Below are 22,168 nucleotides of genomic sequence, written 5' to 3'. Positions count from 1 at the left end.
GGGTGACGCTGACCCTGCCCTGGGTCGACGACCCGTTCGCCGAGGCCATGCGCACCGGCCGCGGCCCGCTCTGGCTGCGCCGCTCGGACGGCGGACGCGTCGTGCTCGACGTGGAGCGCTGGTGCGCGCCCGCCGCCGGCGCCGACCACGGCCTGCTGGAGCGGTGCGTACGGGCCGGTCGGCCGGTGCTCGACATCGGCTGCGGCCCCGGCCGCCTGGTCACCGAGCTCCTCGCGCTCGGCGTGCCCGCGCTCGGGGTGGACGTGACCCGCGCGGCGGTGGCCCGTACGGCCGGGCTCGGCGGGGCGGCGCTCTGCCGGTCCGTGTTCGAGCGGGTGCCCGGCGAGGGCCGCTGGGGCACCGCCCTGCTGGCCGACGGCAACCTCGGCATCGGCGGCGACCCGGACGTCCTGCTCCGCCGCTCCGCGCACCTCCTGGCCCCGGGCGGCACCCTGCTCGTGGAGGTCGAGCCGGCCGAGGTCGACGAGCGGCTGCTCGTCCGTGTGGAGGGTCCGGGCGGCCGCTCCGGACCCGAGTTCGCCTGGGCACGCCTGGGGGCGGCCGCCGCCTCCGCCCGCGCGGCCGCCGCCGGACTCGTCGAGGCCGAGCGGTGGGTGTCCCACGGGCGGCGGTTCCTCGCCCTGCGGCGCCCCTGACGGCGGGTCACACCGCCGTCGTGCCGCCGTCCAGGCGGCGGGCGAGGCCGAGGAGGTCGGGCAGCCGGAGCACCCGGCCGTCGGAACCGGGCAGCGGCACGTGCAGCGGATCCGTCCAGCGGGCCGGGATCGCGTCGAGGCCGTACACGGCTCCGGCGAGGCCGCCGGTGACCGCGGCGACGGTGTCGGTGTCGCCGCCGAGGTCGACCGCGGCCCGCAGCGCCTCCTCGAAACCGGTGGTGGTGCGCAGCGCCCACACCGCGGAGCCCAGACAGGGCCAGACGGCGCCGTTGGACTCGGTGGCGTCCGCCGGGTGCCAGCCGTCGGCGAGGACGACGGCGTACCGGATGCGGTGGTCGGGGTGCACGGCGGCCAGCGCCTCGGGCAGGACGGCGAGCGGGTCGCCGCCGTCCAGGGCGACCCGGACGAGGTCGTGGAAGAGCGCGGTGCCCTCCCAGGCGGCGCGGTCGCCGTGCGTGAGGGCGGCGATCCGGCGGGCGGCGTCCATCGTCCCCGTCCGGCCCGTACGGGCGAACGCGACGGCCGAGGTGGCGGCGCGCATCAGCGAACCGTTGCCCGCCGCACGGAGGTTGACCTGGAAGTGGACGGCGGCCGCGAGGTCCCACGGCATGCCGTTGGTGAGCACGTCCTCGGTCTGCAGGCCGATGTCCTTGGGCCCGGACGCCGCCCAGTGCCGGAACCGGGCGAAGAGGTCCGGCAGGTCGAGCCCGCCGTGTGCCAGCAGCGAGTCGGCGACGAGCACCGCCATCTGGGTGTCGTCGGTGGCCTCGCCCGGGTCCCATCCGCCGCCGCCGCACATCTCGCCGCCCGCGCCGGGCGTCGGGAAGCGCTCCGAGAACGCGTCCGCGGGGCCGAACTCGAAGGGGGCGCCGAGGGCGTCACCGACCGCCGAGCCGACGACGGCGCCCGCCGCCCGGGCGCTGCGGCCCACGCTGTGGCCCACGATCCCGCACGCGTCCCCGCCGTTCACGCGTTCAGCCAGTCCCCCGGGACGGCGGCCCGCAGCTCGTCCAGGGCCGGCACGGTGCGGGTGCGGACGAGCAGCACCGCGCCGTCGTCCTCGCGCAGCAGGACGTCGGCGCCGGCGAACCAGCGGCTGCCGCCGGTCACGGCGGACGTCGGGTAGGCGGGGAACGGCAGTTGCACGTACTGCTCCTCGACGAGGCGCAGCGCCTTCTCGTCGAGCGCGTCGAGGAAGTCGCTGCGGTCGGCCGGGGCGTGGAGCGACTCGGAGAGGACCAGCTCGACGAACGCCACCGAGAGCCGGTCGAGCCAGCCCTGCCAGGGCGCGCCGGTCGCGTCCATCCGGACGGCGACGGCCGGGTCCGGCCGGTGCAGCTCGGTGAGGAGGACGCCCCAGGCCGCGGCGCCCTGGTTCTCGTGCCGGAACACCAGGGCCACACCGAGGTCGTCCACGTGGAGGTCGGCCGGGCACAGCAGCACGTCGTGACTGGCCGTCAGGTCGCGGCGCCGGCCGAACAGCCCGTACGCCTCGCGCAGGGCCGCCGGCAGCCGGAGGCCGAGCCGCTGCTCGGCCGCCACCAGATCGGCCTCGCTCCAGCCGTCGGTGTCGGTGAGCGGCGCCACCCAGTGCCGGGCGAAGTCCTCCACGAACCACCAGGCCTCGGCGCGGTCCTCAAGACCGGCCGCGACACCCTCGACGAGATCGAACCCCTGTGTCATGGACCCGACCCTACCGGTCGGACGGAAGTGCTCCGCAACGCCCGGGAATCCGGGCGACGCGACGTCACCCGGCATGGCATCCTGCGCACATGGACGAGGAATGGGTGAGGATCTTCAGCGTCGAGAACACCGCCGGCCTGCCGCAGCCGGGGTTCGCACTCACCGTTTGACTGCGCGACCGCGGTATCGACTGGTGGCCCTTCGAGGAGGACGACCTGCGCGGCGACCTCTCCTGCGGCCCGGACCCGGCCCGCGGCGGACGGTGGCGCGGATGGCACACCCTCCGGATCCGGGCCGACGCGCTGCGCCGCCTCGGTCTGCACCCCGACCAGCCGGCGTCCAGGCCCGGCGGCCCGCTCGCGCCGGACTGGTGGGGGCCGTGGACGGGCCACCGGAAGTGGCAGGTCACCCGGCAGGCGGTCGCCGGGGCCCGGCAGCTGTGGGCGCCGTGACCGGGCGGCCGTGCGGGGCCGTCGGGGTCCGCGATCCGGTGCCGGCCGTGGGGGCCGGCCGCTGCGGGCCCGGTCAATCCGGTGGCGGGCCGCCACCCCGGATGCTTCGATGCCCCGTGCCCCTTTCACACGAGACCGACCGCACCGCCCTGTTCGGCCCCGCTGCCGACCGCGCCGCCGCCCTCGACCGGATCGAACGTTTCTACGACGCCGTGCCGCGGTCCGCCGCCCGCGCCGAGGACCTCGGCCCGCTCACCCTCTTCGTCCGCGAGGACGAGGGCATGCCGTACTACGCCCGGCCCGGCCTCGGCCGCTGCACCGCGGCGGACGGCGTGACGGCCGCGGACGTGCGGCGGGTGCGCGAACGGCAGCGCGCGCTCGGTCTGCCCGAGAGCTTCGAGTGGGTGGCGGAGACGGCCCCCGCGCTGCGCGCCGCCGCCGAGGAGGCGGGGCTCGCCGTGCACGCCTATCCGCTGATGGTGCTGGCCGCCGACCCGGACGGTCCGGACGCCCCCGGCGGCCCGGACGTGCGGCCGGTCGGCCCGGACGATCCGGCGTTCACGAGTGCGCTGGCCGTGCCGTACCTGGCCTTCGCCGACCCCGGCACGGGTGTCGGCACCGCCGGGCCTGCCGAACTCGCCTCCGCGGCCGCCGGGATGGCCGCCGACGGCTCGGTGGCCCGGGCCGCGGCACGGGCCAGGGCCGGGCTGACGGTCACCGCCGCGGCCCTCGCGGCGGACGGCACCGCCGAGTGCTCCGGGCAGTACCAGCCGGTCGGTGCGGTCGCCGAGCTCGTCGGCATCGGCACCCTGCCGACCGCCCGCCGCCGTGGCCTCGCCCGGGCCGTGACCGCGGTGCTGGCGGCGGACGCGCGGGCGCGCGGCGCGGAGACCGTCTTCCTGACCGCGGGCGGCGACGACCAGGCCCGGCTGTACGGACGGGTGGGGTTCCGGCGGATCGGCACCGCACTGATCGCCGGGCCCGCGGAGGAGGGCGGCGCGGCCTGACCGGGCGCGTCCGGAGGCCGTGGCGCGGGGCCGTCAGCCGCCCGGCGGGGGCAGCTCCGCCGCCTCGCCGAGCAGCGGCGCGAGCAGGTCGCCGTGCTCGGCGACGCGGGCGAGCACGTCCTCCGGGGTGAAGGCGAGCGCGGACGCCGACCGGCACCGGTCGACCTCCTCCCAGGTCAGCGGGGTGGAGACGCCGGGGCGCGCGGTCGCCCGCAGGGTGTAGGGGGCGGCGGTGGTCTTGGCGCTGGTGTTCTGCGACCAGTCGACGAACACCTTGCCGTGCCGCAGGTTCCTGGACATCCGGTGCACCACGTGGGCCGGGTGCGCGGCCGCGAGGCTCTCCGCGAGGCCGCGGGCGTAGCCGACGACGGCGGCCGCGTCGGCCGGGCGCAGCGGCACGTACAGGTGCAGGCCCTTGCTGCCGGAGGTCTTCGGGTACGCGGGCAGGCCGTCGGCGGCGAGCCGCTCGCGGATCAGGAGGGCGACCCGGCAGCAGAGGGTGATGTCGGCGCCGGGGCCGGGGTCGAGGTCGATGACGAGGCGGTCGTGGGCGTCCCGCCCGGTGTCGGCGCTCCACTGGGGCACGTGGAGTTCGAGGGCGTAGCCGTTGGCGAGGGCCATGAGGGTGGGGAGGTCGTCGACGGTGACGCGGTCGCGCGGGCCCTCGTGGCTGTCGACGACCATGGTGCGCACCCAGTCGGGCAGGCCGGGCGGCGGGTTCTTGGCGAAGAAGCCCTCCTCGCCGACGCCGGAGGGGAAGCGCAGCAGCGTCGCCGGGCGGCGCCGGACGTGCGGCAGCAGGTGGGGCGCCACCTGGGCGTAGTAGTAGAGCGCCTGGCCCTTCGTCCAGCCGGTGACCGGCCAGAGCACCTTGTCGAGGTGGGAGAGGACCAGGCGACGGCCCTCGACTTCCGTGACCTGTCGCTCCGGCATACCGTGGTGAATCCCCAGGAAAGGGACGGCTCATGCCCCAGGTCACCTGGAAAGGCGTCATCACGTTCGGGCCGGTCGGCGTGCCCGTGAGTTGTACGCCGCCACCGAGGAGCACGGCGGCCCGGCGCTGCACCAGGTGCACGTGAAGGACGGTGCCCGCGTCCGGCAGAAGCGGTTCTGCGAGGGGGAGGGCGTGGAGGTGCCGTACGGCGGGGTCGCCAAGGGCTACGAGAGCCAGGACTGCCGCCCCACGGCGCGCGTCCTGACGGCGTGAACCCGCCCGCCGCCGGGCCGTACCTGCCGGTGGCCCGGCCGTTTCACGCCCGCCGGGACGGCCGCGGTCCGGCGGGGCGCCGCTCCGCCCCGGGCCCGGGGGCACGGCCGCCCGCCCCGGCCCGAGCAGGCGGCGGAGCAGCACGCCGGTCAGCACCACGGCCGCCGCCACCCCGTAGCAGGCCTGCTGGGTGTCGCCGCCGAGCAGGTAGACGGCCTGTCCCGCAGCGGGCACGGCGAGCCACTCCCACCGGCCGTCCAGCCCGACCAGCCCCACCACCAGCAGCGCGTACCACGGGTAGGCCGGGGTGACCAGCAGCAGCGCGGTGCCGGTGACCAGCAGGGCCCCGGCCCACGGCCGGGCCGGATCGCCACGGCGCAGCACGTGCAGCACGACGGCGAGCAGCAGCACGGCCGCGCCGTACGGAGCCGCCGCCCCCGGGAGGAGCAGCCGCACCAGGCCGAACCGGGCCGGCTCGCCCTCGTAGCCCTCCTCCTGGAGGTAGCCGGGCAGGTAGCCGAGCACCCCGGCGCCGGAGGCGAGCACGAACGGCAGGTAGGCGAGCAGGAAGGCGCCGGCGGCGGCCGCCGGGAGCAGCAGGTCGCGCGGGGCCGGGCGGCGGGCCAGCACCCCGGACATCGCGCCCGGCAGGGCGAGGGCGGGCAGGAGCTTGACGGCGGCGGCCGCGCCGAGCAGCGCGCCGCCGGCGACCGGTCGGCGGCGGGCGGCGAGGAGCAGGGCCGCGGTCATCAGCAGGGCGCCCAGGGTGTCGACGTGGGCGTCGTTGACCGCCCAGAGCGCGACCCCCGGGAACCACCCCCACAGGGCGGCGTGCACCGGTCGGCGGCGCAGGAGCAGCAGACCGGTGGTGGCCACCGCGAGCAGCGCGCCGCCCGCCTGGACGGCGCGGACACCGCCGCCGACCGCGGCGAGCCCGCGGAACCAGCCCTGCGCGACCGGCGGGTAGACGGTGTGCACGGCGGGCCTGTTGATGTGCGTGCAGGCGCCTTCGGCGGTGCGGCGCTCGTCCCAGCCGGTGCACGGGCCGCCGGGCGGGAAGAGGTCGGGCGAGGCGGCGCGCAGACCGGCCAGGGCGGCGTCGTCCGGTGCGTAGCGGTATGGCGGGAGGCCCGCGGCCTGCACCCGGCCGTCCCAGACGTAGCGGTAGGCGTCGTCGCTGGTGCGCGGCGGGGCGAGCAGGCCGGTGGCGGCGACGGCGACCGCACCGGCCAGCACCAGCGCCGTCCGGTGCCCCCGGGGCGCGTACCGCAGCAGCGCGACGGCGAGGGCGAACAGCGCGAGGTCGGCCGGGTACCAGCCGTACAGCGGGCCGGGGTGGCCGAGGGTGCCGCCACCCGTCACGGTGCGGGCGAGGGCCGCGACGAGGGCGATCAGGGCGGGAACGACGGCGAGGCGCACACCGCCACCCTGCCACCGGACCGGGCCGCCGGACCGCCCACCGGGCCCGGCGTACGACTTCCGTAAGGCCGGGCCCCGGCTGCGCGCGCGAGGGCCGGGCCGGGCGGTGCGGTCCGGTGCCCGTACGACTTCCGTAAGCACGTCGAAGCGCTCCGCGCGGCCCGGCACGGGGTCTGATGGGGAGGTGGACGACGACACCCCCGCCCCGCGCCGAGCGCCGTACGACCTCCCGCTGCCCACCCCGCCGCAGGCGCTGCGCCGCGGGCCGCTGCGCGAGGGCGCCTTCACCTCGAAACTGCACGACCCGCGCACCGCCGTGGTGGTCGGCCGCCGGCTCGGCACGGCCCTGCTGGTGTGCTTCGCGACGGGCCTGCTCAGCCACCTCCTCCAGGAACCGCCGACCTGGCTGCGCGACCACCTCACGAGCCGTCCGGTGCAGGGTTACCGCGTCACCCAGGGCCTCCACGTGATCAGCGGCATCGCCGCGATCCCGCTGCTCGGCGCGAAGCTCTGGACGGTCTACCCAAAGCTCTTCGAGTGGCCGCCCGCCCGCAGCGTCGCGCACGCCCTCGAACGGCTCGGCATCGCCGTGCTGGTGGCCGCCATGCTGCTGGAGCTCTTCACCGGCCTGCTCAACACCGTGCAGTGGTACCCGTGGCCGTTCCCGTTCCGGCAGACGCACTTCTGGCTCGGCTGGCTCGCCACCGGCGGGCTCCTCCTCCACCTGGCCGCCAAGGCGCCGCTCGTCGCCGCCCACTGGCGACGCACCGGGCCCGCCCTCGCGCAGCGCCGGGCCTTCCTCGCCGGGGTGACCGCCTCGGTCGCCGTCGTCACCCTCACCACCGCCGGCCAGACCGTGCCCTGGCTGCGAGCCCTCACCCTCTTCGCGCCCCGCCGCCCCGACATCGGCCCGCAGGGCCTGCCCGTCAACCGCACCGCCGCGCAGGCCGGCACCACCACCGCACCCGCCGACTGGAGCCTGCGGGTCGACGGGCCGAGGCCCTACGAGCTGACGATGAGCCGGCTCCTCGCCATGCCGCAGTACGAGGCGGACCTCCCGATCGCCTGCGTCGAGGGCTGGAGCGCCTCCGCCCGCTGGGCGGGCGTCCGCGTCCGCGACCTGCTCGACCTCGCCGGCGCCCCCGAGGACGCCCGGCTGCGCGTCACCTCGCTGGAGGCCGACGGCCCGTACCGCGTGACGGACATGCCCGCCGCCTACGCCCGCGACCCGCTCACCCTGCTCGCCCTGCGCGTCAACGGCGAGGTCCTGGACCCGGACCACGGCTACCCCGCCCGCATCATCGCCCCCGACCGGCCGGGCGTCCTGCAGACCAAGTGGGTCGCCCGGATGGAGATCCTCTGATGCGCACCCTGCGACTGCTGCTCGGCGCCGCCGGCCTCGCCCTCACCGGCTACGGCCTGTACGGGCTGCTCACCGACGCCTACGTCACCGACCCGCTCGGCGTGCTGCGGTGGGCCGTCGGCGGCGTCCTCCTCCACGACGGCCTCTGGGTGCCGCTGCTCTGCCTGCTCGGCGCCACCCTCGCGCGCACCACCCCCGTGCGGACCGGCCTCGTCGTCGCCGCCGCCGTCACCGCCGTCGCCCTCCCCGCCGTACTCCGCTCCGGCGACGACGGCGGCAACTCCTCGGTGCTGCCGCTGCCCTACCTCCGCAACTGGCTCCTCACCCTCGCCGCGCTCGCCGTCGTGACCGCCGCCTGGGCGGTCCTGGCCGCCGCCCGGCGCCGTCGCCGTCGCCGATCTGACCTGACCTGACCCCGGCCCGCGCGGGCCGGGGTCGGGTCAGACCGGGTCAGGTCAGGATCCTGGCCTTGGCCTTGGCGAACTCCTCGTCGGTGATCTGGCCGGCGGTACGCAGTTCGGAGAGCTTGGCCAGCTGGTCCGCCGTGGAGCTCTGCCCGGAACTCGCCGCCGTCTCCCGGACGTACGCGCGGAACCGCTCGTCGCTCTTCTGCGCCGTGCGGAGCTCGCGCTCGCCCATGCCCCGGCCACGGGCGATGAGGTAGACGAAGACGCCGAGGAACGGCAGCAGGACCAGGAACACGGCCCAGCCGGCCTTGGCCCAGCCACTCAGGTCGTCGTCACGGAACAGGTCGACGATGATCCGGAAGAGCAGGACGAGCCAGAGGATCCACAGGAAGATCCAGCACGTGGTCCAGAAGATGTTCAGCAGCGGGTAGTCCGCCGCGAGGTTCACCGCGAGGTTCATGGCTCTGATCTCCTGTCCCGGTGCAGCCCGGGTCGGCCCTGGCTGCGGGCGGGGTCGGCGGGTGACGGGGGATCGCCGGACGGCACCCCGGCCCGCTGCGGGGCGGCCCGGCCCGTCCCGGCACCGTGCGCGCCCCGCAGCGGACCCGGGTGGCCGCGTCCACCGTCTCGTGCATGACCTCATGCTGCGCTCCGGTCCGGGCCCGCGCATCCGGTCCGGGCCCGTGCGCACACCGGTTCCTCGGTGTCAGCCGCGCGGCTTCGCGCGGACGTGCATGCGTTCCCCCTGCCGTCCGAAGAGGCTGAGCACCTCGACGGGACGCCCGTCCGCGCTGCTGAACCAGTGCGGCAGCCGGGTGTCGAACTCGGCGACCTCGCCCACTCCGAGCACCAGGTCGTGCCCGGCGAGGACGAGCCGCAGCCGCCCGTCCAGCACGTACAGCCACTCGTAGCCCTCGTGCGTCCGGAGGTCCGGTTCGGCGCCCCGGTCGGCGATGACCAGCTTGTACGCCTGGATGGGGCCCGGGCTCCGGGTCAGCGGCACGAACGTGCCCCCGCTCGCCAGCGGACGCGGCTTCATCCGGACCCGCGGATCGCCCGTCTCCGGGGCGCCGACCAGGTCGTCCAGGGGCACCCGGTACGCGGCCGCGAGCGGCAGCAGCAACTCCAGACTCGGGCGGCGCAGACCCGACTCCAGCCGGGAGAGGGTGCTCCGGGAGATGCCGGTCGCCTCGGAGAGCGCGGCCAGGGTGAGCCCGCTCCGGGCACGCAGCCGTCGCAGCCGCGGCGCGACCTCGTCGAGGACCGCCTGGTGGGTCGGTGGTTCGTCCATACGGGCATTCCACCGCGCCGTCCCGGAAACGGCAACGAATGTTGCCGGAGTCGCACACCGGGAAGCACGCTGCCCGCACGACTCCCCATCGGAGAGAGGAACCCCTGGTGAAGCCCCTCCGCACCGAACGCAGCGCCGTGCCCACCGGCCGCCCCGAGCAGGCCGCCTCCGCGAGGTGGGCGCTCGCCGCGCTCGCGCTCGCCGTGCTGCTGCCCTCGCTCGGCACCGGCATCGCCAACGTCGGCCTGCCGACGCTGGCGAAGGAGTTCGGCGCCTCCTTCCAGGAGGTCCAGTGGGTGGTGCTCGCCTACCTATTGGCCGTCACCACCCTCGTCGTCGGCGCCGGACGGCTCGGCGACCTCACCGGCCGCCGACGGCTGCTGCTCGCCGGGATCCTGCTCTTCACCGCCGCCTCGGTGCTGTGCGGCCTCGCCCCCACCCTGCCGCTGCTGATCGCCGCCCGGGCTGTGCAGGGCCTCGGCGCGGCCGTCATGACGGCCCTCACCACGGCGTTCGTCGCCGAGGCGGTGCCGGCCGCGCGGACCGGCCGCGCAATGGGGCTCCTCGGCACGGTGTCCGCCGTCGGCACCGCCCTCGGCCCGTCGCTGGGCGGCGCCCTGATCTCCGGCCCCGGCTGGCGGACGGTCTTCCTCGTCAACGCACCGCTCGGCCTCCTGGCCCTCGTCCTCGCCCGCCGCCACCTGCCCGCCGACCCGCACCGACCCGCGGGCCGCCGACCCGGCTTCGACCACCCGGGCACCCTGCTGCTCGCCCTGACGCTCGGCGCCTACGCGCTCGCCATGACCACCGGCAGCGGCGGCGGCCCGCTCGGCGCCGCGCTGCTCCTGGCCGCCGCGGTCGGCGCGGTCCTCTTCCTGCGCACGGAGGCACGGTCCGCGTCCCCGCTGGTCCGGCCGGCGGTGCTCCGGGATCCGGTGCTCCTCGGGTACCTCGTCCCGAGCGCGCTCGTCTCGGCGGTGATGATGGCGACACTGGTCGTCGGACCGTTCCACCTCTCCCGCGCGCTCGGGCTGGACGCGGCCCTGGTCGGCCTCGCCTCCTCGGCCGGTCCGCTGGTGGCCGCCCTGACCGGGGTGCCGGCCGGCCGGGTGGCGGACCGCTTCGGCACGCGGCGCACGACCGCCGCCGGGCTCACCGCGACGGCCGCGGGATCCCTCGCGCTGACCGTCGTGCCCACCTCCTTCGGCATCGCCGGGTACCTCGTCCCCCTCGCCGTCGTCACCGCCGGGTACGCGGTGTTCCAGACCGCCAACACCACGGCCGTCATGGCGGGCGCGCCCGCGGACGGACGCGGTGTCGTCTCCGGCCTGCTCACCCTGTCGCGCAACCTGGGGCTCGTCACCGGCGCGTCCGCCATGGGCGCGGTGTTCGCGCTCGCCTCGGGATCGGCCGACCCCGCCACGGCGGCGCCCGGCGCCGTCGCGACCGGCACCCGGGTCACGTTCGCCGTCGCCGCCGTGCTGCTCGCCGTCGCACTGGCCGTCGCGGCCCGGCGCCCCGCGCGCGCCCTGCCGCGGCCCGACAACCCGCACCGGGCACCGCGGTTGGACACGTCCCCACCGGGCAGACGCCGGGCGACGGACCACCTCACCGAAGGAGGCACCCCGTGATAGTCCTCGGAGTCGTCCTGCTCGTCATCGGATTCCTCACCGGAATCGCGGTGCTGTGGAGCATCGGAGCGTTGCTGCTGGTCGTAGGGCTCATCCTGTGGGTGCTCGGCTCCGTGGGACACGCGGTGGGCGGCCGCAACCACTACTGGTGACGGCATCCGCCGGCAACGGCAGCGCGCAGTACGGCGGTGGGCCGGCCCCGGCGGATCCGGGGCCGGCCCACCGCCGCACCCACCGCCGCCGTCTCCGCCGCCGTCGCCGTCTTTACCGTCCCGCACGACCGCCGGGGCGGCTCAGACGCCGTGCAGCCCGGTCTCCAGGCCGTCGAGGGCGTGCGCGCACACGCAGTCACGGGTCGCCGGCAGGCTCGCCAACGCCTTGAACAGCACGGTGCGCAGCCGGTCGACGTTCCGCCCGAACACCTCCAGCACCTCGGCGTGCGTGACCCCCTCACCGGTCTCCACCCCCGCGTCGAGATCCGTCACCAGCGCCAGCGAGGTGTAGCAGACGCCGAGTTCGCGCGCGAGGACGGCCTCCGGATGCCCCGTCATACCGACCACCGACCAGCCGTTCGCCGTGAACCACCGCGACTCCGCGCGGGTCGAGAACCGCGGGCCCTCGACCACCACCAGCGTGCCGCCGTCGACGGGCTCCCACGCGTGGTCGCGCGCCGCGCCCAGCGCCGCCGCCCGGCCGTCCGGGCAGTACGGGTCGGCCATCGAGACGTGCACGACCTCGGGCACGGAGCCGTCCGGCAGCGGCAGCCCGTCGTAGTAGGTCTGCACCCGGCCCGCCGTGCGGTCGACGAACTGGTCCGGCACCAGCAGCGTGCCCGGCCCGTACTCGGCGCGCAGCCCGCCCACCGCGCACGGGCCGAGCACCTGCCGCACCCCCAGCGCGTGCAGCGCCCACAGGTTGGCACGGTAGTTGATGCGGTGCGGCGGCAGCGTGTGGCCGCGTCCGTGTCTCGGAAGGAAGGCGACGCTGCGCCCGGCGACCTCGCCGAGGAACACGGAGTCGCTGGGCGGCCCGTACGGCGTCTCCACGGTGAGTTCGGTGACGTCGTCGAGGAGCGCGTACAGGCCGGAGCCGCCGATCACGCCGATCTCGGCCCGCGGCGGGACGCCGGCGGTGCGAGGGGTCGAGGGGGCGTCAGGCATGGCCTCTCCTAAGGGTGTCGTGGTGCGGCGCCCTGAAGACCGGTGCGCCGTCGCCACCCTACGAGAGCGGTGGCCGGGTGTGCCTTCCGTGCACGCTTACGGTCCGCGGACGTCGCCGCGTACAGTGACAGCCCCGACGGACAGGAGTGACGGCGATGGAGGCACAGGCGGTGCTGCGACCGGCCGGCCACCGCGCGCTGGTGTGGCGCGAGCGGCCCGCGACGGCGGGTGCGGCGGTGCTGGTGCTGCACGGCGGCCAGGAGAACGGTCTGCGCGGCCCGGGCACGCCGAACCTGCCCGGCCAGCGGATGCGGCCGTTCGCCCGGGCCGTGGAGCGGGTCACCGCCGGACGCGAGGTCGCCGTGGGCGTGGTCCGGTACCGCTGCCGCGGCTGGAACGGCGACCGGGCGGACGCCGCCCGGGACGCCGCCGCCGCGCTGCAGGAACTCGCCGAGGAGCTCGGTCCGGTGCCGACCGTGCTCGTCGGCCACTCGATGGGCGGCCGGGCCGCGCTGGCCGCCGGCGGGCACCCGTGCGTGGCGGGCGTGGTGGCCCTGGCCCCCTGGTGCCCCGCCGGCGAGCCGTACGCCCACCTCGGCGGCCGCCGGGTCGTGGTGCTGCACGGCGACCGCGACCGGGTGACCGCCCCGGACGACACCGTCCGCTTCGCCGCACTGGCCAGGTCGGCGGGGGCCCGCACCGCCGGGTACCTCGTCGCCGGGAGCGGCCACGCGATGCTGCGCCGCGCCACCGCCTGGCACCGCGCGACGGCCGCGCTCACCGCGGGACTGCTGGGCCTGCGCGGCCTGCCGGAGGACGTGTCCGCGGCGCTCGCGCTCGACGGGCCGGGCCCCGAGGGCCTGCGGCTCCCCCTCTGAGCACCCCGGACACCCCGGACACCCCGGGCACCCCGGGCACCCCGGGCACCCCGGGCACCCCGGGCACCCCGGGCACCTGAGGGTCCCGGCTCCGGGGACGCCGGGCGCGCCGACGCGCCGTCACCGGGTGTCCGGTGGGGCGGCCTCAGCTGTCGGCGGGCTGTGGTTGACTGCCGGGGTGGCTCAGGAGCTGGACATCATCGCTTTCGCCTCGGCGGACGACTTCGACGCGTGGCTGGGCGGGCATCACGCCTCCTCGCCGGGCATCTGGCTGAAGCTGCGCCGGAAGACCCCCGGGGTGGTCTCCCTCGACTACGCGCAGGCGCTCGACGTGGCCCTGTGCCACGGCTGGATCGACGGCCGGAAGGCCCGGTCCGAGGAGGACGGGTGGTGGCTGCAGCGTTTCACCCCGCGCTCCGCGCGCAGCCGGTGGTCCCGGATCAACCGGGACAAGGCGCTGGCCCTGATCGAGCAGGGCCGGATGCGGCCCGCCGGGCTCGCCGAGGTGGAGCGCGCCCGGGCGGACGGCCGCTGGGAGGCCGCGTACGACAGCGCGCGGACGGCCGAGGTGCCGGAGGACCTCTCCGCGGCGCTGCGGGCCGAGCCCGCGGCGGCGGCGGCCTTCGAGGCGATCGACCGGCAGAACCGCTACGCGATCCTGTACCGCGTGCAGGAGGCGAAGCGGCCGGAGACCCGGGCCCGCCGGATCGCGACGTACGTGGCCATGCTGGCCGAGGGCCGGACGATCCACCCGTAGGCCCGTACGGCGAGGGCCCTCCCGGCGCCGCGCCGGAGGCGGACGGGCCGGGAGGGCCGCGGACGTCCGGGCCGGCCGGCGAGGGCCGGCCCGGACGTCGTGATCACCGGACGTCGTGCCGGGACGTCGTGCCGGGACGTCGTGGTCAGACGAGGTCGAACCGGTCGAGGCCCATGACCTTGTCCCACGCCGCGACGAAGTCGTTCACGAACTTCTCCTTCGCGTCGTCGCTCGCGTAGACCTCGGCGACCGCGCGCAGCTCGGAGTTCGAGCCGAACACCAGGTCGGCGCGGCTGCCGGTCCACCGGACCTCGCCGGTGGCGGCGTCGCGGGCCTCGAACGTGTTGGCGTCCCCGGACGTCGCCGTCCACACCGTGCCCAGGTCGAGCAGGTTGACGAAGAAGTCGTTGGACAGCACGCCGGGGGTGGCGGTGAGGACGCCGAGCGAGGACTGCTGGTGGTTCGCACCGAGGGTGCGGAGACCGCCGACGAGCACCGTCAGCTCGGGGGCGCTCAGGTTGAGCAGGTTCGCCCGGTCGATCAGCAGGTACTCGGCCGGCAGCCGGCTGCCCTTCCCGAGGTAGTTGCGGAACCCGTCGGCCACCGGCTCCAGCGCGGCGAACGACTCCACGTCGGTCTGCTCCTGCGACGCGTCCACGCGGCCCGGCGTGAAGGGGACCTCGACGGCGGAGCCGCCGTCCTTCGCGGCCTTCTCCACCGCCGCGGCACCGGCGAGCACGATCAGGTCGGCGAGCGAGACCTGCACGCCGCCGGCGTGGGCGGTGTTGAAGGACTCCTGGATGCCCTCCAGGGTGCGCAGCACGGTGGCGAGGCGGTCGGGGTCGTTGGCCGCCCACCCGCTCTGCGGCTGGAGGCGGATGCGCGCACCGTTGGCGCCGCCGCGCTTGTCGCTGCCGCGGAAGGACGAGGCCGACGCCCACGCGGTGGAGACGAGGTCGGAGACCGACAGGCCCGAGGCGAGGACCTGCTCCTTGAGGGCGGCGATGTCGGCGGCGCCGACGAGCGGGTGCGTGACGGCGGGCAGCGGGTCCTGCCAGAGCAGGGTCTCGGAGGGGACCTCCGGGCCGAGGTAGCGCACGACCGGGCCCATGTCACGGTGCGTCAGCTTGAACCAGGCGCGGGCGAAGGCGTCCGCGAACGCGGCCGGGTCCTCGTGGAAGCGCCGCGAGATCTGCTCGTAGGCCGGGTCGAACCGGAGCGAGAGGTCGGTCGTGAGCATGGTCGGGGCGTGGCTCTTCGACGCGTCGTGGGCGTCGGGCACGGTGCCGGCGCCGGCGCCGTCCTTCGGCCGCCACTGGTGGGCGCCCGCGGGGCTCTTGAACAGCTCCCACTCGTAGCCGAAGAGGATGTCGAAGAAGGTGTTGTCCCAGGTGGTCGGGGTGTTGGTCCAGATGCCCTCGAGGCCGCTGGTGATCGTGTCGCCGCCCTTGCCGGTGCCGAAGGAGTTGGCCCAGCCGAAGCCCTGCTGCTCGATCGGCGCGGCCTCGGGGTCGGCGCCGACGCTCTCCGCCGGGCCCGCACCGTGGGTCTTGCCGAAGGTGTGGCCGCCGGCGATGAGGGCGACGGTCTCCTCGTCGTTCATCGCCATCCGGCGGAACGTCTCACGGATGTCGCGGGCCGCGGAGATCGGGTCCGGGTTGCCGTTGGGGCCCTCGGGGTTGACGTAGATGAGGCCCATCTGGACGGCGCCGAGGGGCTCCTCCAGCTCGCGGTCGCCGGTGTAGCGCGCGTCGTCGAGCCAGGTGGTCTCGGGACCCCAGTAGACGTCCTCGTCGGGCTCCCAGACGTCCGCGCGGCCGCCGCCGAAGCCGAACGTCTCGAAGCCCATCGACTCCAGGGCGACGTTGCCGGCGAGGATCATGAGGTCGGCCCAGGAGAGGTTCCGGCCGTACTTCTTCTTCACCGGCCAGAGCAGGCGGCGGGCCTTGTCGAGGTTGCCGTTGTCAGGCCAGCTGTTGAGGGGGGCGAAGCGCTGCTGGCCCGCGCCGGCGCCGCCGCGGCCGTCGCTGATCCGGTAGGTGCCGGCGCTGTGCCACGCCATGCGGACCATGAACGGGCCGTAGTGCCCGAAGTCGGCGGGCCACCAGTCCTGCGAGGTCGTCAGCACCTCGGCGATGTCGCGCTTCACGGCGGGCAGGTCGAGGCCGAGGAACGCCTCGGCGTAGTCGAACTCCTCGCCGAGCGGGTTGGCCACGGCGGGGTTCTTGGCCAGGATCTTCACGTTGAGGCGCTCCGGCCACCACTGGCGGTTCCCGCCGCCCTGGGTCGGGTGCGGGGCGCGCCCGTGCGCGACCGGGCAGCCACCCCCGCTCTCCTCCGTCTTCGCGTCGACGACGATTGCGTCATGGTTGTCGGACATGGGAATCCCTCCGGACCTGGCGGACATCGGTGCTGAAAATCTGCGGGCGGTGGACGAGCGGGGGAAGCCGACCGTGCCGGTGGCCTCGACCCCGTCCGTCCGGGGGCCACGGCCGCAGCCGTGGCCCTTGGGGACGCTCGGGCAGGGGACGTGCGGGCGCCGCGGCCGACACGGACGGCGGCACGCCGTACGGACGGCCGGCGACGTACGGGCGGGCCGCGGCCACCGGGGCGTACGGCCCGGACCGGACCGCCCGGACACCCTCCCGGACGGCTCCGGTCAGCACGACGCGGGTGCCCGTCACCCGCAGGCCGACACCGCCCGCCTTCCCCGCGGTGGCCGTCACGTCACTCTCTCCTGCCGTACCGGGCGCTTCCTGCCCCTTGGCTATTGCTGGAACCGATCCTACGATGGACACCGTCCAAGTCAAGAAGCGCATCAGAGCTGTAGCAGATCGGATCGGCAGAGACCGCTGGTAAAGTCCGAACATCCCCCATGAGCCTGAATAGGTGAACCGATATGAGTGACCTACTGGAGCGACTGCGCGGACGCGGCTGGCGGATGACCTCCCAGCGGCGTGTCGTTGCGGAGGTCCTCGACGGCGACCACGTGCACTTCACCGCCGACGAGGTGCACGCCCGAGCGGCCCAGCTGCTGCCCGAGATCTCCCGGGCGACCGTGTACAACACGCTCGGCGAGCTGGTCTCCCTCGGCGAGGTCATAGAGGTCTGCACCGACGGCCGCGCCAAGCGCTACGACCCGAACGCGCACCACCCGCACCAGCACCTGGTGTGCTCCCGCTGCGGCACCATCCGCGACGTCCACCCGACCGGCGACCCGCTGGCCGACCTCCCCCGGGAGGAGCGGTTCGGGTTCACGGTGGCGAACGTCGAGGTCACCTACCGCGGGCTCTGTCCGTCCTGCGCCTGACCTCCGACACCCCGGACCGGCCTGACCGGCCTGACCGCCGGGACCGCCCTGACCTCCGGGACCTCCGGGACCGCCGACCCGGGCGTTCCGGAAGGCGTCCGCCCGCACGGAAGAGCCGCGGCGGCTCCGGAGGGTGCGTGCCCTCCGGAGCCGCCGCGGCTCCCGGTGCGTACTGCGGCCGGCGCTACTTCGCCGCCTGCGAGATCCGGACCATGTTGCCCGAGGGGTCGCGGAACGCGCAGTCCCGAGGCCCCCAGGCCTGGTCGATCGGCTCCTGGAGCACCTCGGCACCGGAGGCCCGGACCTTCTCGAAGGTGCCGTCGAGGTCGTCCGTACGGAAGACCATCGTCGGCAGGACCCCCTTGGTCAGCAGCGCCTGGAGGGCGTCGCCGTCGGCCTGCGACCGGCCGGCGTGCGGCTCGGAGATCACGATCTCCAGGCCCGGCTGGGCCGCGCTGCCGAGGGTGACCCAGCGGTACTCGCCCGAGGCCACGTCGTTGCGGACCTCCAGGCCCAGCGCGTCGCGGTAGAAGGCGAGCGAGTCGTCGACGTCGTTGACGGTGATGTTGCAGTACTGAAGGGCGATGTCCATGGGAGCAACGCTAGGCGGCGGTCGGGTCGCCTGCTTCTCCGTTCCTGCTCGCCGGTGAACCGGCCCTGCTCGGCCGGGTGCGCAGCTTCGCCACGCACGCCGGCATCGCCAGCACCGCGGAGTGCTCGCGGGCCCGGTAGGCGCTCGGCGTCTCGCCCACCACCTCGCTGAAGCGCGAGCTGAACGAGCCGAGCGAGGTGCAGCCGACCGTCATGCAGGCGTCGGTCACGCTCATCCCGGCACGCAGCAGGGCCATCGCCCGTTCGATCCGGCGGGTCATGAGGTAGCTGTACGGCGTCTCGCCGTAGGCCGCGCGGAACTGCCGCGAGAAGTGCGCGGGGGACATCAGCGCGTGGCGGGCCATCGTCGGCACGTCGAGCGGGCGGGCGTACTCGCGGTCGATGAGGTCCCGCGCCCGTCGCAGGTGGCCGAGGTTGGCGAGGTCCTCCGGTGTCATGCGTCCAGCGTACGGTCCCCCTCCGACAGCCGGCCCCGCACGCCGCCGCCCCTGCCGCACCACCGGACGGCGGGGGGCCGTCCGGCGGTGCGGTGTGCTCAGCCCTCGGCGGGGAGCTCGTAGACGTGGTCCGGGGTGATGATCGAGGTGATCGCCCGGGCGAAGAGGGTGCTCGGCTCGAAGCCGTCGTGGAGGATGTCGGTGTTGATGAGGATCACCATGGTGGCGTCCTGCTCTGGCAGGTACATCGTCACGCTCTCGTAGCCCGGCAGCGAGCCGTTGTGCCCGATCCAGCCATGGGTGTTGAAGAGGCCCAGGCCGTACCCGGCGCCGTCGAAGCCCGGAACGGTGATGAACTTCTCCCGCTCCGCCTGGGTCTCCGGGGTGAGCAGGGTGCCGGTGGCGACCACCTTGGCCCAGCGGTGCAGGTCGTGCAGGTCGGAGATCACCGCACCGGCCGCCCAGCCCCAGCTCGGGTTCCAGTCCGTCGTGTCGGCGACCGCGCCGGACAGCGTCTGGTTCGTGTACCCGTGCGCGTGCGGTTCCGGGAACTCCGCGCCCTGCGGGAGGAAGGTCCGGTGCAGGTGGGACGGTCCGGTGACCCGCTCGCGGAGGAAGTCGGCGAGCGGCATCCCGCTCAGCTTCTCCACGAGCAGACCGAGCAGGATGTAGTTGGTGTTGGAGTACTGGAACCGCGTGCCCGGAGGGAAGACGTTCGGGTTGTCGAAGGCGTAGGCCAGCAGCTCCTGCGGCGTGAAGGGACGGGTCGGGTCGCTGAGCAGGGCCTGCACGAAATCCGGGTCGGCGCTGTACGAGAAGAGGCCGCTCCGCATCTCGGCGAGCTGCCGCACGGTGATGTGTTCGCCGTCGGGCACACCGTCGAGGTAGTCGGAGATCGGGTCGTCCAGCCCCACCAGCCCGTCGTCGACCAGCTCCAGGACGGCGGTCGCGGTGAAGGTCTTGGTCTCGCTGCCGATCCGCATGTTCATCCGGGGCGTCATCGGCGCGCCCGTCGCCGTGTCGGCCACCCCGGTCGCCCGGATGTAGCTGCCCCGGCCCGGCATCCACAGGCCGACGATCACGCCAGGGGTGCCGGTCTCCTGACGGGTGCCCTCGATCGCCTCGTCGAGGCGGGCCACGAGCGCGGGGTCGAGGCCGTGGGGCGGACAGTCGTCGGCGTACGGGTCGGCCGGGGCGGCGGCCGCCGGACGCGGCTGGACGGCCTGGGCCTGGGGCGCGATCAGCGTGAGGGGTACCAGGGTCGAGATGGCGAGCAGGGCGGTGGCGAGTCGGCGGGCGGGCGCACGGCGCATGACGGGATGTCTCCTCCAGCAGTGGGCGGACCTCGGGAGGCCCACGTCACCACCCGCCACCGCCCCTGACCCCGCGCACCCGGCGCACGCACGGCGAGTCCATCCGTACGGACCACCGGACGGACCACCGCGGCCGATCGGCCGAACGCCCGCGCCGGCGCGTGCCACGGGGTGCGCCACCGCGGTCCGGCGGCCGCCGCGCACCGGGGAGGACGACCGCGCAGTCCGCGGCGGCGGCCGGGGCCCGGGGCCGGAACGTCAGTTCTTCCCGTCGGCGGCGTCGGTGCCGTCCGTCGTCGGTGCCGGCGGTTCCGCGGCGCGGCGCTCCCGGCGGAGCCAGACGGTCAGGAGCAGGCACGGCAGCAGGAGTCCGACGGCGGTGAGCACGACGAAGCGCGTGAAGCCGGTGATGTGCGCGACCAGCCATTCGAAGTTCTGCCCGAAGAAGCCGACCACGAAGGACAGCGGGAGGAACACCGTCGCGATGATCGTCAGCCGCTCCATCGTGGCGGTCTGCCGGAGGTTGATCCGGCTCTGCTCGACGGAGATGACGGCGATGTTCGCCTCCAGCACGGTGGTCAGGAGGTCGCGCTGGGCGGCGACCTCCTCGTCGACCAGCAGGAGGTGGTCGTGCACGTCGCGGAAGTACGGCAGGAGCCCGGTCGGCGACCTGCCGGGCTGGAGGCGCCGCCCGAGCACCGCCAGCAACGGGTGCACGGCGCGGTAGAAGTCGGTGGCCTCGCGGCGCAGGAAGTAGATCCGCTCGGTCGGAGCGACCGCCCCGGAGAACACCGTGGCCTCGATCTGCTCGATGTCGCGTTCGAGTTCGGCGACGACGGGCGCGTATCCGTCGACGACCTGGTCGAGGATCGCCCAGAGTGTCGAGGTGCTGCCGGTGCGCAGCAGTTCGGGCCGGTGTTCGAGCCTGCTGCGGGCGTCGGCCAGTTCGCTGGCGACGCCCTGGCGGACGGTGATCACGAAGTGTTCGGCGAGGAAGACGCTGATCTCGCCGGTGTCGACCTCCTCCCGCTCGTCGTCGTACCTCGCGGTGCGCAGGATGACCAGCTCCGTGCCGTCCTCGTACCGCTCGGCCTTGGGTCGCAGGTGGAAGGCCTGGGCATCCTCGACGGCGAGTTCGTGGAGGCCGAAGCTCTCGCGCACCTTGTCCAGCTCCCCGGCGGTCGGTTCGAACATGCCGAGCCAGACGAACCCGTCCTGGGTGCAGCGTGCGGCCGCCTCCTCCAGCGGCATCGCGCCCTGGTGCTGCCGGCGTCCGTCGCGGTAGTGCGCGCAGTCGACGATCATGGCCTTCCTCCTCGCGTCCACCCCCGCTGCCGCCCGTCGCCCTTCGGCGGTCCGTGACGCCGTGCGCGCCCCCCAGCACCACATGCTCCTCCGATTCCTCCGGAACCGCGCAGGTCCGGGCCCGCGCAGGTCCGGGCCCGGCACGGACGGCGTGCAGGCGGCACCCGGTCCGGACCCAGCCCATCCCGGGCTCGTGGTCGCGCAGCACGCCGGGCAGGCACATCCGGACGGTCGACAGTCCGTGCTCGGCCCCCGACCTGCCCGAGGATGCCTGGGCCCGAGGATGCCCGGGCAGGGCTCGGTCACCGCCGCGGGCATCGTCGCCGAACCGCCGTCCCTGATCGGCCTGAGCTCCTCGGGCGCCCTCGCCGTCGCGCACCGCCCGCGCCCCCGGCCGACGGTCCACGGCCCTGCCGGGATCACGACGCGGACGGCGACGGCCTGCCGGAATCCGGTTGACCCGGGGTGCAGGATGACCTCGTGATCCCCGAGGAGCGCGCCGTCGAACTCGTCGAGTCCCTTCTGGCCGACCAGCGGCTGGCATGGCCCCGGAAGGGGCCCGTCCCCGACCTGGTCGTCCGTCACGTGGAGGAATTCGCGGTCGGCTGGCTCGTCCGCTGGAGCACCGCGGCGTGCGACCGCCCCGGCGCCGAGCACAGAGGCGTCATGGGCGGCAGCCACTACCTGGTGGACCGGCACGACGGCAGCATCCACCACGTCCCCGCAGCCTGGTGGCAGGACGAGGGCCGGCAGGAGGACTACCTCCTGCAGACCAGGGGCACCCGACCGCCCGACCCGCCGGCCGCCTCCGTCCGCGCGCTCGCCCACTCCGCCGGGCTCGTGGCCGCGATGAGCCACCTGCGCAAGCAGGCCCCGCGGCTGAGCCCGCAGCAGGCGAGGGCCTACGTCACGACCGTCCGAACTGGCGCCGAGCCACCGGAGGAGCCGGCGAACCTCACCAGGAGAGTACGGACGTCGCCGCCCCTGCCCGTCGAGACCCTCACCGGTCCGGTCCTGTAGCGGCCCGGCCGACCCGCAGATCCGCCGCCGCGCCGCCGCGCCGCCCGCCGTCACCCCGTCCAGGCCCGCCCGCAGGCCGGTGTGACGGCACGCCACATCGCCGGTGCCGCGCCACCGGGACGGCCGGACGTCACACCGCGCCCCGCGCAGTGCCGACCGACCGGCCGCCCGGATCATCGAACGGAGTAACCCGCCGTCGCCGCAGCCACGGTCCTGACGGCGGTCGGCCGGCCCTGCCG

General features: G+C 75.3%; 22 protein-coding genes and 1 pseudogene. 11 read left to right on the top strand and 12 right to left on the bottom strand.

The window, feature by feature from the left end:
- Positions 1–2: 2 nt before the first annotated feature.
- A complete protein-coding gene (locus tag OG335_RS31010) occupies positions 3–656 on the top strand; it encodes a class I SAM-dependent methyltransferase (protein ID WP_405014441.1) in 654 nt (217 codons plus the stop codon).
- 7 nt (positions 657–663) lie between these two features.
- Here OG335_RS31010 and OG335_RS31005 read toward each other — a convergent pair whose 3' ends face one another.
- Together OG335_RS31005 and OG335_RS31000 are read right to left on the bottom strand one after the other, a co-directional pair.
- Positions 664–1,608 (bottom strand): ADP-ribosylglycohydrolase family protein, encoded by a 945-nt coding sequence (locus tag OG335_RS31005; protein ID WP_405015584.1) that lies wholly within the window; start codon positions 1,606–1,608, stop codon positions 664–666.
- Positions 1,609–1,643: 35 nt separating this feature from the next.
- The gene (locus OG335_RS31000) at positions 1,644–2,360 is read right to left on the bottom strand and encodes an SMI1/KNR4 family protein (RefSeq protein WP_405014440.1); all 717 of its coding nucleotides are present in this window, start codon (positions 2,358–2,360) and stop codon (positions 1,644–1,646) included.
- A gap of 568 nt (positions 2,361–2,928) precedes the next feature.
- Between OG335_RS31000 and OG335_RS30995 the strand changes: the two genes are divergently transcribed.
- Entirely contained in the window at positions 2,929–3,819 is an 891-nt protein-coding gene (locus OG335_RS30995; protein ID WP_405014439.1) for a GNAT family N-acetyltransferase, read from the top strand.
- A gap of 33 nt (positions 3,820–3,852) precedes the next feature.
- Here OG335_RS30995 and ligD read toward each other — a convergent pair whose 3' ends face one another.
- Entirely contained in the window at positions 3,853–4,752 is a 900-nt protein-coding gene (gene ligD / locus OG335_RS30990) for a non-homologous end-joining DNA ligase (protein ID WP_405014438.1), read from the bottom strand.
- 91 nt (positions 4,753–4,843) lie between these two features.
- Here ligD and OG335_RS30985 point away from each other — a divergent pair, with 91 nt between their 5' ends.
- A complete protein-coding gene (locus OG335_RS30985) occupies positions 4,844–5,026 on the top strand; it encodes a Ku protein (protein WP_405014437.1) in 183 nt (60 codons plus the stop codon).
- A 363-nt stretch (positions 5,027–5,389) separates the two neighbouring features.
- Here OG335_RS30985 and OG335_RS30980 read toward each other — a convergent pair.
- A pseudogene (locus OG335_RS30980) lies at positions 5,390–6,004 on the bottom strand (hypothetical protein); the annotation flags it as partial.
- 694 nt (positions 6,005–6,698) lie between these two features.
- On the opposite strand from OG335_RS30980, the gene OG335_RS30975 reads away from it, so the two are divergent.
- Together OG335_RS30975 and OG335_RS30970 are read left to right on the top strand one after the other, a co-directional pair.
- Complete coding sequence (locus OG335_RS30975) at positions 6,699–7,808, top strand: molybdopterin-dependent oxidoreductase (RefSeq protein WP_405015583.1); 1,110 nt, start codon at positions 6,699–6,701, stop codon at positions 7,806–7,808.
- Entirely contained in the window at positions 7,808–8,221 is a 414-nt protein-coding gene (locus OG335_RS30970; RefSeq protein WP_405014436.1) for a hypothetical protein, read from the top strand. The genes OG335_RS30975 and OG335_RS30970 overlap by 1 nt, the downstream gene beginning before the upstream one ends.
- Positions 8,222–8,258: 37 nt before the next feature.
- Here the strand turns inward: OG335_RS30970 and OG335_RS30965 are convergent, their stop codons facing one another.
- Together OG335_RS30965 and OG335_RS30960 are read right to left on the bottom strand one after the other, a co-directional pair.
- Positions 8,259–8,675, bottom strand: a complete 417-nt coding sequence (locus tag OG335_RS30965) for an SHOCT domain-containing protein (RefSeq protein WP_405014435.1) — start codon at positions 8,673–8,675, stop codon at positions 8,259–8,261.
- A 246-nt stretch (positions 8,676–8,921) separates the two neighbouring features.
- Positions 8,922–9,506 (bottom strand): helix-turn-helix domain-containing protein, encoded by a 585-nt coding sequence (locus OG335_RS30960; protein WP_405014434.1) that lies wholly within the window; start codon positions 9,504–9,506, stop codon positions 8,922–8,924.
- A gap of 107 nt (positions 9,507–9,613) precedes the next feature.
- On the opposite strand from OG335_RS30960, the gene OG335_RS30955 reads away from it, so the two are divergent.
- Both OG335_RS30955 and OG335_RS30950 read left to right on the top strand, forming a co-directional pair.
- Positions 9,614–11,137, top strand: coding sequence for an MFS transporter (locus OG335_RS30955; protein ID WP_405014433.1), 1,524 nt, complete (start codon positions 9,614–9,616; stop codon positions 11,135–11,137).
- Positions 11,134–11,289 (top strand): DUF6131 family protein, encoded by a 156-nt coding sequence (locus OG335_RS30950; RefSeq protein WP_405014432.1) that lies wholly within the window; start codon positions 11,134–11,136, stop codon positions 11,287–11,289. The genes OG335_RS30955 and OG335_RS30950 overlap by 4 nt, the downstream gene beginning before the upstream one ends.
- A 141-nt stretch (positions 11,290–11,430) precedes the next feature.
- Here the strand turns inward: OG335_RS30950 and OG335_RS30945 are convergent, their stop codons facing one another.
- Complete coding sequence (locus tag OG335_RS30945; protein WP_405014431.1) at positions 11,431–12,297, bottom strand: S-methyl-5'-thioadenosine phosphorylase; 867 nt, start codon at positions 12,295–12,297, stop codon at positions 11,431–11,433.
- A 155-nt stretch (positions 12,298–12,452) separates the two neighbouring features.
- Here OG335_RS30945 and OG335_RS30940 point away from each other — a divergent pair, with 155 nt between their 5' ends.
- Together OG335_RS30940 and OG335_RS30935 are read left to right on the top strand one after the other, a co-directional pair.
- Complete coding sequence (locus OG335_RS30940; RefSeq protein WP_405014430.1) at positions 12,453–13,175, top strand: alpha/beta fold hydrolase; 723 nt, start codon at positions 12,453–12,455, stop codon at positions 13,173–13,175.
- A gap of 160 nt (positions 13,176–13,335) precedes the next feature.
- Entirely contained in the window at positions 13,336–13,932 is a 597-nt protein-coding gene (locus tag OG335_RS30935) for a YdeI family protein (RefSeq protein ID WP_405015582.1), read from the top strand.
- Positions 13,933–14,077: 145 nt separating this feature from the next.
- Here the strand turns inward: OG335_RS30935 and katG are convergent, their stop codons facing one another.
- Positions 14,078–16,312 (bottom strand): catalase/peroxidase HPI, encoded by a 2,235-nt coding sequence (katG, locus tag OG335_RS30930; protein WP_405014429.1) that lies wholly within the window; start codon positions 16,310–16,312, stop codon positions 14,078–14,080.
- Positions 16,313–16,831: 519 nt separating this feature from the next.
- On the opposite strand from katG, the gene OG335_RS30925 reads away from it, so the two are divergent.
- Positions 16,832–17,242: a Fur family transcriptional regulator gene (locus OG335_RS30925; RefSeq protein ID WP_405014428.1), complete on the top strand. Its 411-nt coding sequence runs from the start codon at positions 16,832–16,834 to the stop codon at positions 17,240–17,242.
- Between the two features lie 184 nt (positions 17,243–17,426).
- On the opposite strand, the gene OG335_RS30920 is transcribed toward OG335_RS30925, so the two are convergent.
- The 4 genes from OG335_RS30920 to OG335_RS30905 all read right to left on the bottom strand — a co-directional run bounded on the left by OG335_RS30920 (position 17,427) and on the right by OG335_RS30905 (position 20,909).
- Complete coding sequence (locus OG335_RS30920) at positions 17,427–17,834, bottom strand: VOC family protein (RefSeq protein WP_405014427.1); 408 nt, start codon at positions 17,832–17,834, stop codon at positions 17,427–17,429.
- 10 nt (positions 17,835–17,844) lie between these two features.
- Complete coding sequence (locus OG335_RS30915) at positions 17,845–18,291, bottom strand: helix-turn-helix transcriptional regulator (protein ID WP_405014426.1); 447 nt, start codon at positions 18,289–18,291, stop codon at positions 17,845–17,847.
- A gap of 98 nt (positions 18,292–18,389) precedes the next feature.
- The gene (locus OG335_RS30910; protein ID WP_405014425.1) at positions 18,390–19,604 is read right to left on the bottom strand and encodes a serine hydrolase domain-containing protein; all 1,215 of its coding nucleotides are present in this window, start codon (positions 19,602–19,604) and stop codon (positions 18,390–18,392) included.
- Positions 19,605–19,862: 258 nt separating this feature from the next.
- Positions 19,863–20,909, bottom strand: coding sequence for a magnesium and cobalt transport protein CorA (locus OG335_RS30905; protein WP_405014424.1), 1,047 nt, complete (start codon positions 20,907–20,909; stop codon positions 19,863–19,865).
- A gap of 480 nt (positions 20,910–21,389) precedes the next feature.
- Here OG335_RS30905 and OG335_RS30900 point away from each other — a divergent pair, with 480 nt between their 5' ends.
- Positions 21,390–21,929 carry a hypothetical protein gene (locus OG335_RS30900; protein WP_405014423.1) on the top strand — a complete coding sequence of 180 codons (540 nt, stop codon included), beginning with the start codon at positions 21,390–21,392 and terminating at the stop codon, positions 21,927–21,929.
- Positions 21,930–22,168 lie beyond the last annotated feature (239 nt).

The sequence above is a fragment of the Kitasatospora sp. NBC_01539 genome (assembly GCF_045040525.1).
Lineage (GTDB): Bacteria > Actinomycetota > Actinomycetes > Streptomycetales > Streptomycetaceae > Kitasatospora.
Note: the sequence above shows the minus strand (reverse complement) of the source record. Positions and strands in the feature narration are given on the sequence as shown.